Below are 13,628 nucleotides of genomic sequence, written 5' to 3'. Positions count from 1 at the left end.
GCCGGTCGGTGATTCGGCGGAGATTCGGGGAAGCCTCCAAGATCGAATCGCGCTCGATCGGTCTGGGGGTGGAGTGGGTCAGCTCACGCTGCTGTTCCTGTTGATGTTCGGCACGGTCGTGGTGGTGCCGCTCGCGGGCCGATTGCGGCTGCCGTTTCCGGTGTTGCTGACGCTGTACGGGGTGCTGCTCGGGTGGCTGCCGTTCGTGCCCAACCTGCGGATCGACCCCGACCTGCTGCTGCCGCTGCTGTTGCCGCCGCTGTTGTACGCAGCGGCGCAGCGGTCGAGTTGGCGCGAGTTCGCGGCGAACGCCCGGCCGATCACGCTGCTCGCGGTCGCACTCGTCCTGGTGACCACGGCGGCGGTGGCGGCCGTGGCGGACGCGATGATCCCCGGGCTGCCGCTCGCGGGCGCGGTCGCGCTGGGTGCGCTGGTGGCGCCGCCGGATCCGGTGGCGGCGACGGCGGTGGCCGGGAGTCTGCGGCTGCCGCGGCGGCTGGTGGCGATCCTGGAGGGCGAGGGGCTGTTCAACGACGTCACCTCGCTCGTGCTCTACCAGGTCGCGGTCGCGGCGGTGGTCGGCGGGACGTTCTCGCCGGTCGAGGCGGCGGGCATGTTTGCGTTGTCCGCGGTGGTCGGCGTCGGGATCGGCTTCGCGGTCGGGCTGGCCGGGCGATTGTTGCTGGGCCGGTTGGACGAGCCCACGTTGCAGACGCTGCTCACGCTGCTGGTGCCGTTCCTGGCCTACGTGGTCGCCGACGAACTGCAGGGCTCCGGCGTGCTCGCGGTGTTGACCACCGCGTTCTACCTGGGCTCGGTCGCCGAGGACGCGGACAACGTGGTCGGCCGGCTCACCGGGCGCTCGTTCTGGGAGGTCGTCGACCTGGTCGTGACCGGTGTCGCGTTCGGGGTGATCGGCCTGGAGATGTGGGAGATCTTCCACGATCTGCGGGGCGATCGGGGCCGGCTGTTCCTGGAGGCCGGCGCGGTGGTGTTGACCCTGATCGTGGTGCGGGGCCTGTGGTTGTTCCCGGTCGCGGCGCTGGCCCGGCGGCTGCACGCGCGGCTGCCGACCACCGGCGAGACCCAGACCCCGGATCCGCGCGAGACGGTGGTGGTGTGGTGGGCCGGGATGCGCGGCGTGGTGACGATCGCGCTTGCGCTGGCGCTGCCGCTGAGCACCGACGCGGGCGGGGCCTTCCCCGAGCGGCAACGGCTGATCGCGATCGCGTTCTGCGTGATCGTGGTGACGCTGCTGCTCCAGGGGGTCAGCCTGCCGTGGCTGGTGCGCCGGCTCGGGGTCTCGGAGACGGACGACGCGGAGAGCGACGAGGAGCGCCGGATCGCGGCGGCGGCGACGAAGGCCGCGCTGCATCGGCTGCGCGAACTGGACGAGCAGCGCGACCTCCCGGACGAGATGGTGCGGCGGCTGCGGGCCCGGCAGAAGGCGCTGCTGGCCGAGCTGAAGCCGGAGGGCATGGGCGAGGAACTGGCCGACTCGGTGGTCGAGCGCTCACGGCGGATCAAGCTCCTGCACGAGATCGAGGCCGAAATGACGGCGGCGGCACGACGCGAGGTGATCGCGGCCCGGGGACGCCGAGGCGTCGACCCGGCGGCGGCCGACCGCGTCCTGCGGCGATTGGACCTACGCAGCGTGCGGTGAGGCGGGGCCGCCTCGGAGCGGTCTCATCGCCGAGCTTGGCCGGTTTTGAACCGGGCCGTCCTCAAACGCCGGACGGGCTGGGTTTTCGGTTGCGTTCGGCGACGGGGGCTGCGGTCCGCAGGCGCCTGGGGCGAGTTGTCCTCAAACGCCGGACGGGCTGGGTTTTCGGTTGCGTTCGGCGACGGGCGCTGCGGTCCGCAGGCGCCTGGGGCGAGTTGTCCTCAAACGCCGGACGGGCTGGGTTTTCGGTTGCGTTCGGCGACCGGTGCTGCGGTTCGGGCGCCTGGGGCGAGTTGTCCTCAAACGCCGGACGGGCTGGGGCGGCTGGGCCCGGGAGGTAGATGCCGCCGCTCGGGGCTGCTGTGCTTCGGTTGGGTGCGGGCTGCGCCTTGCTTGCGGGCGGTCGGTGCGGGGCCGGCCGGAGCCGGCAGCGGCCCACCACCGGCTCGGACCAGCCCGCACCAGCCACCCGCAACCACAAGCGCAACCTCCGCCGGAAGCACCCAACCCAATCGAGAACGCACGCCCGGCGAACCCAACCCGAGCGCCCACCCCGCCCGCCGCTGTAGGCCGCTTTTTCGCCGACCAACACGCCCGCCTCGTCGGGAGCCCCAAGTTTCGGAGCCCCGCACGCCGGGGGCGGCCCATCGCCGACTCGGACAGGTTCCGGACCGGCCCTCCGCAGCCGAAGCGCGACTCTCGCCGACAGCACTCGGCCCACTCGGGGGCTCCTCGGCGGACTCGACTCGGCTCGACCATCCTCCGGCCCCGCGCGTCGGCGACCAGTCGTGCCTGTCGGGGTATGCCGTGCGGCCCGGTACCGTTGGGGGTTTGTTGTGTGGGGATTGGTCTTCGGAAGGAAATGTTCTCGTGGCCCGCATCGTGTTGTTTCACTCGGCCTATGGGCTGCGGCCCGCTGTTCAGGATGCGGCCGGGTGGTTGCGGGGGCTTGGGCACGAGGTGGTTGTGCCTGATCTGTATGACGGGCGTTGCACCGAGTCGATCGAGGAAGGCATGGAGATCAAGGATGAGATCGGTGCGGACGAGTTGATCCGCCGGGCCGTGAAGGTGGCGGCCGGGCTGGGGGAGGGGCTTGTGTATGCGGGGTTTTCGCTGGGGGCCTCGATTGCGCAGAATGCCGTGTTCGCCGATCGCACCGCGGCCGGGCTTTTGATGTTCCACGGCACCTCCGACCTGCGTGAGGATGCCGTGACGGAGGTGCCGGTGCAGTTGCACGTGGCCGAGCCCGATCCGTTCGAGACCGAGGATTGGCTGGGGACCTGGTACCTGGGCATGCGCCGCGCCGGGGCCGATGTGGAGATCCACCGCTACCGGGGCGCCGGTCACCTGTTCACCGATCCCGGGCTGGCGGACTACGACCGCGAGGCCGCCGCGCGGGCCTGGGCGATCGCCTCGGACTTCCTCAACGAGATCGACTCGGCCGCGGCGGCCGCGGCGGCCAGCGACTGAGGCTTCTTGGCCAGGCTCACGTACTTGCGCGGGCCGGTCTGCGCGGGCACCTGCGGGGTCGGGCGCGCCTTCGCGAAGCGCCCGTTGCCGCTGTACGGGCCCACCGCCTCGTTGCCCAGCGGCGCGGGCGCGGTGGCGATGCGGGGCAGTGCGTACGGGTGTTCGCGGCGCAGGTAGTCGAGCAGCTTCTCGCGGACCTCGCAGCGCAGCGTCCACAGGTCGTCGGAGTCGCGGGCGGTGACCACCGCGCGGATCAGGATCGTGGTCGGCGTGGTGTCGGTGACGTACAGGCTCCAGCCCTGGCCGTCCCACAGGCCGGTGTCCTTGAGGATCCGGTGCAGTTCCTCGCGCAGTTCGCTCACCGGCGCCGAGTGGTCCAGGTGCAGGAACACCGTCCCGGTCATCCGGGTGTCGGTGCGCGACCAGTTCTCGAACGGCCGCGAGGTGAAGTAGGACACCGGCATCACGATCCGGCGCTGGTCCCACGTGTTGACCACCAGGTAGGTCAGGGTGATCTCCTCGATCGTGCCCATCTCCTCGTTGACCACCACCGAGTCGCCGATCCGGACCATGTCGCTGAACGCGATCTGCAACCCGGCGAACAGGTTGGCCAGCGCGCTCTGCGCGGCCAGACCGGCCACCACGCCGAGCAGGCCGGCGGAGGCGAGCAGACTGGTTCCGATCGTCTTCATGCCCGGGAAGGTCATGATCATCGCGGCGAAGGTGATGATCCCGACGATCGCCACCGCGGTGCGTCGGATCAGCGCGATCTGGGTCTGAATCCGGCGTACCCGGCCGGTGTCCGTCGCGTTCGCCGCGTAGCGCTCGAACGAGGTGTTCACCAGCAGGGTGACCGCGTGCACGATCAGCCACGAGCAGGCCGCGATCACCGAGAGCACCAGGATGTGCCGGAGCATCCCCCGGCTGCGCTCGGGCAGCGCGGCGGCGGGCTCGGCGAGCAACAACATCGAGGTGCCGAGGGTCGCCACGATCGAGGCGCGGCCGCGCCGCGCCATCGACCACAGTGGTCCGGTCAGTGGTTTGCGGGTCTGTACTTCGCGGGCCAGGCGAGCCATTCCCCAGGTCACCAGGCCCGTGAAGGCGATCACCGAGACGAGCACGATCAGCGGGCGAAGTATGTGCCACACGTCCACGTCGAAGGCCTCCCAGGGGCTTGTGGTCAAACCCGTACGGTACCCGAGCCCGCCGAGGTCACCCATCGCGTCGCGGGGCGCGCGGGAAGCGCCCCGGGGGTTCGCGGGGGCGGTAACGTGCGAGTTCGGGTGGTGTACGGCACGGAGGACGCGCGATGTCCAAATGGACCAGGATCGGTAGGGCCGGCCTCGGCGCGGTGCGGCGCGGACAGCGGTTCCGCAACGCCTCCCGGGCCGCGGAGCAGCGCTCCGCGAAGGCCGGCGCGACCGCCTTCGACCCGGACGTGGACACCCGGCTCACCGCGCGCCAGACCGCCCTGCTGATCCGCTACCTGGTGGGCAAGGTGGTGCTGGGCCGGCTGGAATTCGTCTTTCTGGTCAAGTATCTGCTGGTGGTCATCGGCCTTCCGGCGCTGTTCTTGTTTCCGCCCCTGGGGATCGTGCTGCTGGTGCTGTTCGGCCTCGCCGCGCTGGTCCAGTGGGTGATCTCGCGGGCGGTCGGGCGGCTCGCCGCCTTTCACCGACTGAACGCCGCCGAGGGGGAGTTGACCGACGCGGCAACCGTGTGGTGGCCCAACCTCAAGCGCGAGACCGCCCGGGTGGGCCTGCCGAGCCGGCCGCTCCCGCTGCTGCGCCTGGCCGCCGCGCGGGCGACCCGACGGTTGGACCCCGAGCGCGAGGCGGCGTTCGCGGCGATCGACTGGCGGGCGGTGCTGCCGCGCGACCAGTGGCGGCGGGCCCGGGTGCTGCTCGCCGAGGAGGCGGGCGGCGGACCGGCCGGGCGGACCGCGTAGAGTCGTCTGGTCGTGTGTCACCCCGCGCGCGCACCTGACGCGCGTCGCGGGCCGCACGCCGTCACCACCACCTTCAGGACGACGCGCGGGGTCGGATGTACAAGCTGCCCGGAACGGACGAGCGGAGCGTGACCATTCCCGGCGAGCGCGCGAACGCCGACCCGTGCTTCACGGTGCGCGGCCTGACCCGGACCTATCGCACCGGGCGCCGGCGCGATCGGCACGTGGTCACCGCCAACGACACGATCGACCTGGACGTGCGCCGGGGCGAGATCTTCGGCCTGCTCGGGCCCAACGGCGCGGGCAAGTCCACCCTGGTCCGCCAGCTCACCGGCCTGCTCCGGCCCGACTCCGGCAGCATCGACCTGCTCGGCCACGACCTGGTGCGCCGCCCCGACGTGGCCGCCCGACTCGTCGCCTACCTCGGCCAGGAGTCCGGCGCGCTGGACGAGTTGACCGTCGCCCTCGCGATCGAGACCACCGCCCGGCTGCGCGCGCTCGACGCCCACCGGGCCCGGGCCGAGCGCGACGCGGTGCTCGACGAACTCGAACTCGGCCCGATCGCGGACCGCCCGCTGAAGAAGCTCTCCGGCGGCCAGCGCCGACTGGCCTGCGTGGCCACCGCGCTGGTGGGCGATCGGCCCGTGCTGGTCCTGGACGAGCCGACCACCGGCATGGACCCGGTCGCGCGCCGCGCGGTGTGGGCCGCGGTGGATCGCCGCCGGGCCGACAGCGGCGCCACCGTGCTCCTGGTCACCCACAACGTGATCGAGGCGGAGACCGTGCTCGACCGGGTCGCGGTGCTCGACGAGGGCCGGGTGATCGCGTGCGACACCCCCGGGGGCCTGAAGGCCATGGTCGGCGACGAGGTCCGGCTCGACCTGGTCTGGCGGGCCGATCCGCCGATGGACGACCCGGCAGTCGGTATGCTCGCGCGCAGCGCTGTGCGCACCGGCCGACGCTGGAGCACCCGGATGGAACCGGGAATGGCCCGCGAACTGCTCGCCGGCGTCACCTCCGGGCCCGCGTTCGAGGCGCTCGACGACTTCACGCTGTCCACGCCGAGCCTGGAGGACGTCTACCTCGCGCTCGGCGGCCGCCACCAGGGACTGGTCAAGGGATGAGGGTGTCGACCCCAGTGAGTGCAGCGAGCATCGAGACCGCGCCGCCGCGCCCGGTCGAACCGGTCGCCCCGGCGGCGGGCACGCCGCTCGGCGCCGGGCTGCTGACCGTCTACCGCGCGCAGTTGTCCAGGGTGCGGGTCTCCCGGGTGCCGCTGCTGTTCGTCGCGGTGTTCCAGTCGGTGGGCATCATGATCCTGATGCGCGGCGTGGTGGACACCGGCAGCGACAGCGCCCGCGAGGCGGTGGTGGCCGGGTCCGGTGTGCTCGTGGTCGCCTTCGTCGCGCTCAACCTGCTCGCCCAGCACTTCGGCAACCTGCGCGCGGCCAACGCGCTCGACTACTACCTGACGCTGCCGGTGCGCCCGGCCGCCGTGGTGCTCGGCATCGCCGCCGCGTACGCGTCCTTCACGCTGCCCGGCACGGTGGCCACCGCGGTGATCGGCGCGGTGATGTTCCAGCTGCCGCTGGCCAACCTGTGGGTGCTGCTGCTGGTCGTACCGCTGTCCGGCGCGGCCCTGGCGGGCATCGGCGCGGTCTTCGGGCTGCTCGCCCCGCGCCCGGAACTGGCCACGCTCCTCGGCCAATTGGGCATGTCGGCGGCGCTGCTGCTGGGCGTGCTGCCGGAGGACCGGATGCCCGAGGTGATCGTGCTCGCCCGGGATGTGCTGCCGTCCTCCTACGGGGTGGACGCCTTCATCGCCAGCTACGGCGACCCGGACTGGGCGGCGGTGGCCGGCAACCTGGCGGTCTGCGCGGGGGTCGGCGTGGTGATGCTCTCGCTGGCCACCTGGGCCTTCCGGCGCAGTACCCGGGCGTAGCCGACGCCCCTTCGACCACCGGACACATCGCCGCGCGGGGCCGACCCGCGGGCTCGAGCCGTACATGGGACGCTGACCAGATGACGTCTGCCGGGGATATCGACCCCTACCCGTCGCCCGAGGGCGCGCACGTGGGCTTCGCGCCCGGGTACGACGCGCCCCCCTCGCTGTGGCGGCGCTACCGCACCGACGTGCTCGCGTTCGCCGCGGTGGTCGCGACCTGCCTGGTGGTGGGCGCGATCGTGGGCGTGGTCTGGGAGCAGATCACCCCCCGGGTGCCGCTGATGGCCACCAAGGAGGGCGTCTTCCAGGTCTCGCCCGAGACCGAGACCTCGATCGCCCTGGACGGCTGGTTCGCGGTGTGCGGCGTGGTGGCCGGCATCGTGCTCGCGCCGCTCGCGTTCTGGCGCTTTCGCCGACAGGGCGTGGCGACCGCGCTCGCGCTGACCGTCGGCGGGATCGCCGGCGCGTATCTGGCCTTCAAGGTCGGCGTGGCGCTCGGTCCGGACGGGATCGCCGACGAGGTGCGTCGGGTCGGCCTGGGCAAACGCTTCGACCAAGAGCTGGACCTGAAGGCCAAGGGCGTGTTGCTGCTGTGGCCGATCGCGTCGATGGTGATCTTCCTCGGCCTGTCCGCCGGCTTCGCCCCTGCCGAGCGCCGCGAGACGTTCCAGGGACCGTGGCCGTGGGCGCCCCAGGGGCCGGGACGAGACCACGCGTCCGGCCCGTTCCCGAGTTCGACCGTGTCCGCCCCCGTCGACCTCACCAAGCACGGGTCCGACGAGGGCTGACTCTGTGGGGCGGTACACGGGGCCGACTCGTGCGGGGCAGCGCACGCGGCCGACCCCTGCGGGGCAAAGACCCTAGACCCGCCCCACCGGAGCCGTCACCGCGCCCGTGAGCCGGATCAGGTCGGCCGGGGTCAGCTCGATCTCCAGGCCCCGGCGGCCGGCCGACACGTACACCGTCTCCAGCGCGAGCACCGAGACGTCCACCACGGTGGGGTGCCGGCGCTTTTGGCCGAGCGGGCTGATCCCGCCGAGCACGTAGCCCGTGGCCCGCTCGGCCGCCGCCGGGTCGGCCATCGCCGCGCGTTTGCCGCCGACCGCGGCGGCCAGCGCCTTGAGGTCGAGCCTGCCCGCCACCGGGACCACCGCGACGGTGAGCGCGCCGTCCACGTCGGCGAGCAGCGTCTTGAACACCCGCTCGGCCGGCACGCCGAGCACCGTCGCGGCCTCCTCGCCGTACGAGGCCGCGTCCGGGTCATGGGTGTACGCGTGCGTCGTGAACGCCACGCCCTCGCGGGTCAGCGCCACCGTCGCCGGGGTGCCCTGTCCACCCTTGGTCCTGCCCTTCGCCATGCCGGCGCGCCCTTCGGTCGGGTCGGTCGGGCCCGAGGCGATCGGGCCCGCCTCGGCCGGTCCGCGTCAGTTGGGTTCGATGTTCTGCCGCAACAACTCGATCGCCGGCAACGACGGCAGGTGGTCGAGCAGCGCCGCCTCGCGGCGCAGTAGTTCCACCTCGGCGGTCAGCCGGGCGGTCGCGTCCTCCGCCTCCAGGAGCCGCTGCTTGTCGTGCGGGTCGAGCACCACCGCGGCGGCCACCAGGTAGGACAACACGACCGGGTCGTCGGGCAGCTCCGGCAGGCTCATCGGGGTGCGCTGCTGGGCGGTGAGCAGCCGGCGCTGATACTCGGCGAAGGCCCGGGTCGCGGCCAGCCCGAGAACGTCGGCCCGCTCGCCGGGCGGATCGGCCAGATATTCGACCTCGGCGTACAGATACGGCCCCGAGTCGTCCACCGAGACCAGTTCGAACCGGGTCGCACCCGTGGCCACCAGGTCGTAGCGGCCGTCCTCGTGCGACTTGATCGTGGCGATCTCCGCCGTACAGCCCACCGGGTGCAGCACCGCGAGCGGATCGCCCTGGATGTCGCCGACCTCGCGTCCGGTGCGCAGCGCCACCACGCCGAAGCGCTGCTCCGCCTGGGGCAGCGCCTCCAGATCCCGGACCAGCGCGCGGTATCGCTCCTCGAAGATGTGCAGGGGCAGCACCAGACCCGGATAGAGCACCGAGTTGAGCGGGAAGAGCGGAAGCCGGTCGGTCACGGTGACCAAGAGTAGGCCCTGACCGCCGGAGCGCGTCGATCATTGATCTCACCCACGGTTGAGCACCCGCGTCGCGCCCGCCGCCGCGGCCCCGGCGAGGATCCAACCGAGCAGGATCAGCGAGTCGGCGAGCCACCGGCCGAGCCGCCCGGTCGGCTTCCACGCGCCTTCCTGACCGAGCGTCACCACCGGCGGGAGCAGGTCGAGGGTGTACCGGAACGGGTTCCGGTGCGGCGCCTCGTCCGCCTTCGGCGGGGCCGGCGGATCGGCCGCGAACACCGCCGTCCCGGTCCGGGCCCCACGTCGCGCCCGTGCGGGGATCGTCGTCCGCCGGCACGCCCGTGCCCGGATCCAGCCGCTCGCCGCGCCGACACGCCTCCCACAGGCGGATCCCGGTCGCGCTCGGATGCCCCGGCGGTGTGCTCGTCCGTGGTCCCCCGACACGGGAAGGCCGCTGCGTCCCGCCCATGATCGCGCGTCTCACTGTCCGACACACGAGGACGTATGGTTCGGCGCCGTCTCTACACTGGGGCAGGTGATCTCCCGTATCGACCTGCGCGGTCCCGCCTCGCGGGCTGTCCTGGACAGCCCCGCCGCACTGCGCGACGTGTTGCCCCGAGCCGAACTCGACGTCGAGGCGGCCCTGGAGAAGGTCCGCCCCCTCTGTGAGGACGTCAGGCATCGCGGCGTCGAGGCGCTGATCGAGATCACCGAGCGCTTCGACGGTGTGCGACTGACCGACATCCGGGTGCCCGCCGAGGCGATCGCCGCGGCCCTGGACACGCTCGCGCCCAAGGTGCGCGCGGCCCTGGAGGAGTCGATCCGCCGGGCCCGCGCGGTGCACCGCGAGCAGCGCCGGCAGGACGTCACCGTGCAGGTCGTGCCCGGCGGCACGGTCACCGAGCGGTGGGTGCCGGTCGAGCGGGTCGGGCTGTACGTACCGGGCGGCAACGCCGTCTACCCGTCGTCCGTGGTGATGAACGTGGTCCCCGCGCAGGAGGCCGGCGTCGCCTCGATGGCGGTCGCCTCGCCGCCGCAGGCCGGGTTCGGCGGGCTGCCGCACCCGACCATCCTGGCCGCGTGCGCGCTGCTCGGCGTGGACGAGGTCTACGCCGTGGGTGGGGCCCAGGCGATCGCGATGTTCGCGTACGGCGCGGGCTCGTGCGCGCCGGTGCACCTGGTCACCGGTCCCGGCAACATCTGGGTCGCCGCCGCCAAGCGGCTGCTCAAGGGCCGGATCGGGATCGACGCCGAGGCCGGGCCGACCGAGATCGCGGTGCTCGCCGACGACACCGCCGACGCCGGGCACGTCGCGGCCGACCTGATCAGCCAGGCCGAGCACGACACGCTGGCCGCGTCGATCCTGGTCACCGACTCCGAGGCGCTGGCCGACGCGGTCGTGGAGGAGCTGAAGGTGCGGGTGGACGCCACCCGGCACCGCGAGCGGGTCACCGAGGCGCTGGCCGGCCGGCAGTCCGGGATCGTGCTGGTGGACTCGGTCGACGACGGCCTCGCCGTGGTGGACGCCTACGCCGCCGAGCACCTGGAGATCCAGACCGCCGACGCGGGCGCGGTCGCCGCCCGGGTGCGCAACGCCGGCGCGATCTTCGTCGGCGCGTTCGCCCCCGTCTCGCTCGGCGACTACTGCGCCGGGTCCAACCACGTGCTGCCCACCGGCGGCTGCGCCTGCCACTCCTCGGGCCTGTCCGTGCAGTCCTTCCTGCGCGGGATCCACGTCGTGGACTACTCGCGCGCGGCGCTCGCCGACGTCGCCGAGCACGTCAGCGTGCTGGCCGACGCGGAGGACCTGCCCGCGCACGGCGCGGCCGTGCGGGCCCGCTTCGCGACCGGCGAGCTGTCCGGCCTCGCGGCGTGGGAGGAGGGCGCGTGAGCGACCTGGACCGGCTGCCGATCCGCGCCGAGCTGCGCGGGCAATCGCCGTACGGCGCCCCGCAGTTGGATGTCCCGGTGCGGCTCAACACGAACGAGAACCCGTACCCGCTGCCGGCCGCGCTGGTGGCCCGGATCGCCGAGCGGGTCGCCGCCGCGGCCCGCGACCTGAACCGCTATCCGGACCGGGACGCGGTCGAACTGCGCACCGCGCTGGCCGACTACCTGTCCCGGACCGGCGCCTACCCGCTGGGCCCGGAGCGGGTGTGGGCGGCCAACGGCTCCAACGAGGTGCTGCAACAACTGCTCCAGGCGTTCGGCGGCCCCGGGCGCACGGCGCTGGGCTTCGACCCGTCCTACTCGATGCACGCGCTGATCGCGCGCGGCACCGGCACCGGGTGGATCTCCGGCGCGCGCGGCGCCGACTACACGATCGACCTCGACGAGGCGCTGGCGCAGATCGCCGAACACCGCCCGAACGTGGTGTTCCTGTGCTCGCCGAACAACCCCACCGGCACCGCGCTCGCCGGCGAGGTGGTCGAGCGGGTGTACGACGCCGCGCAGGCCGCCCGGCCGTCGCTGGTGATCGTCGACGAGGCGTACGTCGAGTTCGCGCACACCGCGTCGCTGCTGCCGCTGCTTGAGGGCCGGCCGCACCTGGTGGTGAGCCGGACCATGTCCAAGGCGTTCGGCGCGGCGGGCCTGCGGCTCGGCTATCTCGCGGCGGACGCCGCGGTGGTGGACGCGGTGCAACTGGTCCGCCTGCCGTACCACCTCTCCGCGGTCAACCAGGCCACCGCGCTGGCCTGCCTGGAGTTCGAGGACACCCTGCTGGGCTATGTGCGCGAACTCAAGGAACAGCGCGACCGGCTGGTCGAGGAACTGCGCGCGCTCGGGTGCGAGGTGACCGACTCCGACGCCAACTTCGTGCAGTTCGGCCGGTTCGAGGACCCGCACACGATCTGGGCGCGGATCCTCGAACACGGGGTGCTGGTCCGCGACAACGGGGTCCCGGGCATGCTGCGGGTGACCGCCGGCACGGACGCCGAGAACACGGCCTTCCTGGACGCGATGCGGCACGTTCTCAAAAGCGCGCGTCCGAAGGACTGAGAGAAAGTCGAAACCACCGTCATGGCAAGAACCGGTCGCGTCGAACGCGCCACGAAGGAAACCTCCGTCGAGGTCGAGATCGACCTGGACGGCTCGGGGAAGGTCGACGTCGCCACCGGCGTCGGCTTCTTCGACCACATGCTCGACCAGCTCGGCAAGCACGGCCTGTTCGACCTGACCGTCAAGACCCGGGGCGACCTGCACATCGACGCGCACCACACGATCGAGGACACCGCCCTCGCGCTCGGCGCCGCGTTCCGCCAAGCCCTCGGCGACAAGAAGGGCATCCGCCGCTTCGCGGACGCCTCCGTGCCGCTGGACGAGGCGCTGGCCCAGGTCACCGTGGACCTGTCCGGCCGGCCGTACCTGGTGCACTCCGAGCCGGAGCACATGGCGCCGATGATCGGCCCCGACTACGACACCACGCTGACCCGGCACATCCTGGAGTCGTTCGTCGCCCAGGCGCAGATCTGCCTGCACGTACACGTGCCGTACGGGCGCAACGCGCACCACATCGTCGAGGCGCAGTTCAAGGCGCTCGCCCGGGCGCTGTCCGACGCGTGCGTGCTCGACCCGCGCCGGGCCGGCGTGATCCCCTCGACGAAGGGCGCGCTGTGAGCACCGGCGCGATGGTCCTGATCGTGTTCGGGCTCTTCCTGGTCGGCGGGTGCATCTCGTTCGTCAAGCAGGGCCTGCCCAAGAGTGTGATCGCCCTGCTCGCCATCGGCGCGTTCTTCTCGATCGCGGCCGGCGTCCTGAAGATCGGATAGGCGCGTGCCCAAGAAGGTCATCGTCCTCGACTACGGATTCGGGAACGTGCGTTCGGCCGAACGGGCGCTCGCGCACGCCGGCGCCGACGTCGAGATCAGCGCGGACCAGCACGCCGCGCTGAACGCCGACGGGCTGCTCGTGCCCGGCGTCGGCGCGTTCGCGGCGTGCATGGAGGGCCTGCGCGCGGTCCGCGGCGACACCATCGTGGACAAGCGCCTCGCCGGCGGCCGGCCGGTGCTCGGCATCTGCGTCGGCATGCAGATCCTGTTCACGCGCGGCGTCGAGCACGGGGTGGCCACCGAGGGTTGTGCCCAGTGGCCGGGCACGGTCGAGCGACTGGCCGCTCCCGTGGTGCCGCACATGGGCTGGAACACTGTCGAGCCGCCCGCGGACAGCGTGCTCTTCCGCGACGCCACGCCCGACACGCGCTACTACTTCGTGCACTCCTACGCGGTGCGCACATGGGAGATGCCGGTGGTCCAGGACGGCCCGCACATCCCGCCCGGCGTCACGTGGAGCACGCACGGCACGCCGTTCGTGGCCGCCGTGGAGAACGGCGCGCTCAGCGCCACCCAGTTCCACCCGGAGAAGTCCGGCGAGGCCGGCGCGCAACTGCTGCGCAACTGGCTCGAGACGCTGTAGCCCGCGCGGCGCGCGGGCCGCGCCGTACCGCGATCGCCGCGATCGCCGCGACCGCATCCCGTCCGAACTTCCGATCGAACTGCTGAG

Annotated in this window: 15 protein-coding genes; 11 read left to right on the top strand and 4 right to left on the bottom strand. The window is 72.5% G+C overall.

What is annotated here, in order from left to right; genetic code table 11:
• The first annotated feature begins 73 nt into the window (after positions 1–73).
• Positions 74–1,663: a Na+/H+ antiporter gene (locus ACMXN5_RS08685; RefSeq protein ID WP_439674757.1), complete on the top strand. Its 1,590-nt coding sequence runs from the start codon at positions 74–76 to the stop codon at positions 1,661–1,663.
• A gap of 870 nt (positions 1,664–2,533) precedes the next feature.
• Positions 2,534–3,133, top strand: coding sequence for a dienelactone hydrolase family protein (locus ACMXN5_RS08680; protein WP_439674756.1), 600 nt, complete (start codon positions 2,534–2,536; stop codon positions 3,131–3,133).
• Here the strand turns inward: ACMXN5_RS08680 and ACMXN5_RS08675 are convergent.
• Positions 3,037–4,281, bottom strand: a complete 1,245-nt coding sequence (locus ACMXN5_RS08675) for a mechanosensitive ion channel family protein (RefSeq protein ID WP_395789968.1) — start codon at positions 4,279–4,281, stop codon at positions 3,037–3,039. The genes ACMXN5_RS08680 and ACMXN5_RS08675 overlap by 97 nt on opposite strands.
• 161 nt (positions 4,282–4,442) lie before the next feature.
• Between ACMXN5_RS08675 and ACMXN5_RS08670 the strand changes: the two genes are divergently transcribed.
• From ACMXN5_RS08670 to ACMXN5_RS08655, 4 genes are all read left to right on the top strand, one after another.
• Positions 4,443–5,081, top strand: coding sequence for a hypothetical protein (locus ACMXN5_RS08670; protein ID WP_439674755.1), 639 nt, complete (start codon positions 4,443–4,445; stop codon positions 5,079–5,081).
• A gap of 173 nt (positions 5,082–5,254) precedes the next feature.
• Positions 5,255–6,205: an ABC transporter ATP-binding protein gene (locus ACMXN5_RS08665; RefSeq protein WP_380030777.1), complete on the top strand. Its 951-nt coding sequence runs from the start codon at positions 5,255–5,257 to the stop codon at positions 6,203–6,205.
• A complete protein-coding gene (locus tag ACMXN5_RS08660; RefSeq protein ID WP_439674754.1) occupies positions 6,202–7,023 on the top strand; it encodes an ABC transporter permease in 822 nt (273 codons plus the stop codon). The genes ACMXN5_RS08665 and ACMXN5_RS08660 overlap by 4 nt, the downstream gene beginning before the upstream one ends.
• Positions 7,024–7,103: 80 nt before the next feature.
• Complete coding sequence (locus ACMXN5_RS08655) at positions 7,104–7,814, top strand: hypothetical protein (RefSeq protein ID WP_439674753.1); 711 nt, start codon at positions 7,104–7,106, stop codon at positions 7,812–7,814.
• Between the two features lie 72 nt (positions 7,815–7,886).
• Here the strand turns inward: ACMXN5_RS08655 and ybaK are convergent, their stop codons facing one another.
• The 3 genes from ybaK to ACMXN5_RS08640 all read right to left on the bottom strand — a co-directional run bounded on the left by ybaK (position 7,887) and on the right by ACMXN5_RS08640 (position 9,407).
• On the bottom strand, positions 7,887–8,384 hold the full coding sequence (gene ybaK / locus ACMXN5_RS08650; protein ID WP_439674752.1) for a Cys-tRNA(Pro) deacylase: 498 nt from the start codon (positions 8,382–8,384) through the stop codon (positions 7,887–7,889).
• 66 nt (positions 8,385–8,450) lie between these two features.
• Complete coding sequence (locus tag ACMXN5_RS08645; RefSeq protein ID WP_439674751.1) at positions 8,451–9,137, bottom strand: LON peptidase substrate-binding domain-containing protein; 687 nt, start codon at positions 9,135–9,137, stop codon at positions 8,451–8,453.
• Positions 9,138–9,176: 39 nt separating this feature from the next.
• Entirely contained in the window at positions 9,177–9,407 is a 231-nt protein-coding gene (locus ACMXN5_RS08640; RefSeq protein ID WP_439674750.1) for a hypothetical protein, read from the bottom strand.
• A gap of 256 nt (positions 9,408–9,663) precedes the next feature.
• On the opposite strand from ACMXN5_RS08640, the gene hisD reads away from it, so the two are divergent.
• Genes hisD through hisH form a run of 5 tightly spaced genes read left to right on the top strand, consistent with a single transcriptional unit; the run spans position 9,664 to position 13,541 of the window.
• Entirely contained in the window at positions 9,664–11,019 is a 1,356-nt protein-coding gene (gene hisD / locus ACMXN5_RS08635; RefSeq protein ID WP_126641245.1) for a histidinol dehydrogenase, read from the top strand.
• Complete coding sequence (locus ACMXN5_RS08630) at positions 11,016–12,128, top strand: histidinol-phosphate transaminase (RefSeq protein ID WP_439674749.1); 1,113 nt, start codon at positions 11,016–11,018, stop codon at positions 12,126–12,128. Before hisD ends, ACMXN5_RS08630 begins: the two co-directional genes overlap by 4 nt.
• 21 nt (positions 12,129–12,149) lie before the next feature.
• On the top strand, positions 12,150–12,746 hold the full coding sequence (gene hisB, locus ACMXN5_RS08625; RefSeq protein WP_380012794.1) for an imidazoleglycerol-phosphate dehydratase HisB: 597 nt from the start codon (positions 12,150–12,152) through the stop codon (positions 12,744–12,746).
• Positions 12,743–12,898: a hypothetical protein gene (locus ACMXN5_RS08620; RefSeq protein WP_380012797.1), complete on the top strand. Its 156-nt coding sequence runs from the start codon at positions 12,743–12,745 to the stop codon at positions 12,896–12,898. The genes hisB and ACMXN5_RS08620 overlap by 4 nt, the downstream gene beginning before the upstream one ends.
• A gap of 4 nt (positions 12,899–12,902) precedes the next feature.
• Entirely contained in the window at positions 12,903–13,541 is a 639-nt protein-coding gene (gene hisH, locus ACMXN5_RS08615; RefSeq protein WP_439674748.1) for an imidazole glycerol phosphate synthase subunit HisH, read from the top strand.
• Positions 13,542–13,628: the final 87 nt, after the last annotated feature.

Origin of the sequence: Embleya australiensis, assembly GCF_051903075.1 — a bacterium.
Lineage (GTDB): Bacteria > Actinomycetota > Actinomycetes > Streptomycetales > Streptomycetaceae > Embleya.
Note: the sequence above shows the minus strand (reverse complement) of the source record. Positions and strands in the feature narration are given on the sequence as shown.

Coding starts and splice junctions, on each gene's coding strand:
- ACMXN5_RS08670 (WP_439674755.1), top strand. CDS start 4,443: ATGTCCAAATGGACCAGGATCGGTAGGGCCGGCCTCGGCGCGGTGCGG.
- ybaK (WP_439674752.1), bottom strand. CDS start 8,384: ATGGCGAAGGGCAGGACCAAGGGTGGACAGGGCACCCCGGCGACGGTG.
- ACMXN5_RS08655 (WP_439674753.1), top strand. CDS start 7,104: ATGACGTCTGCCGGGGATATCGACCCCTACCCGTCGCCCGAGGGCGCG.
- hisB (WP_380012794.1), top strand. CDS start 12,150: ATGGCAAGAACCGGTCGCGTCGAACGCGCCACGAAGGAAACCTCCGTC.
- ACMXN5_RS08660 (WP_439674754.1), top strand. CDS start 6,202: ATGAGGGTGTCGACCCCAGTGAGTGCAGCGAGCATCGAGACCGCGCCG.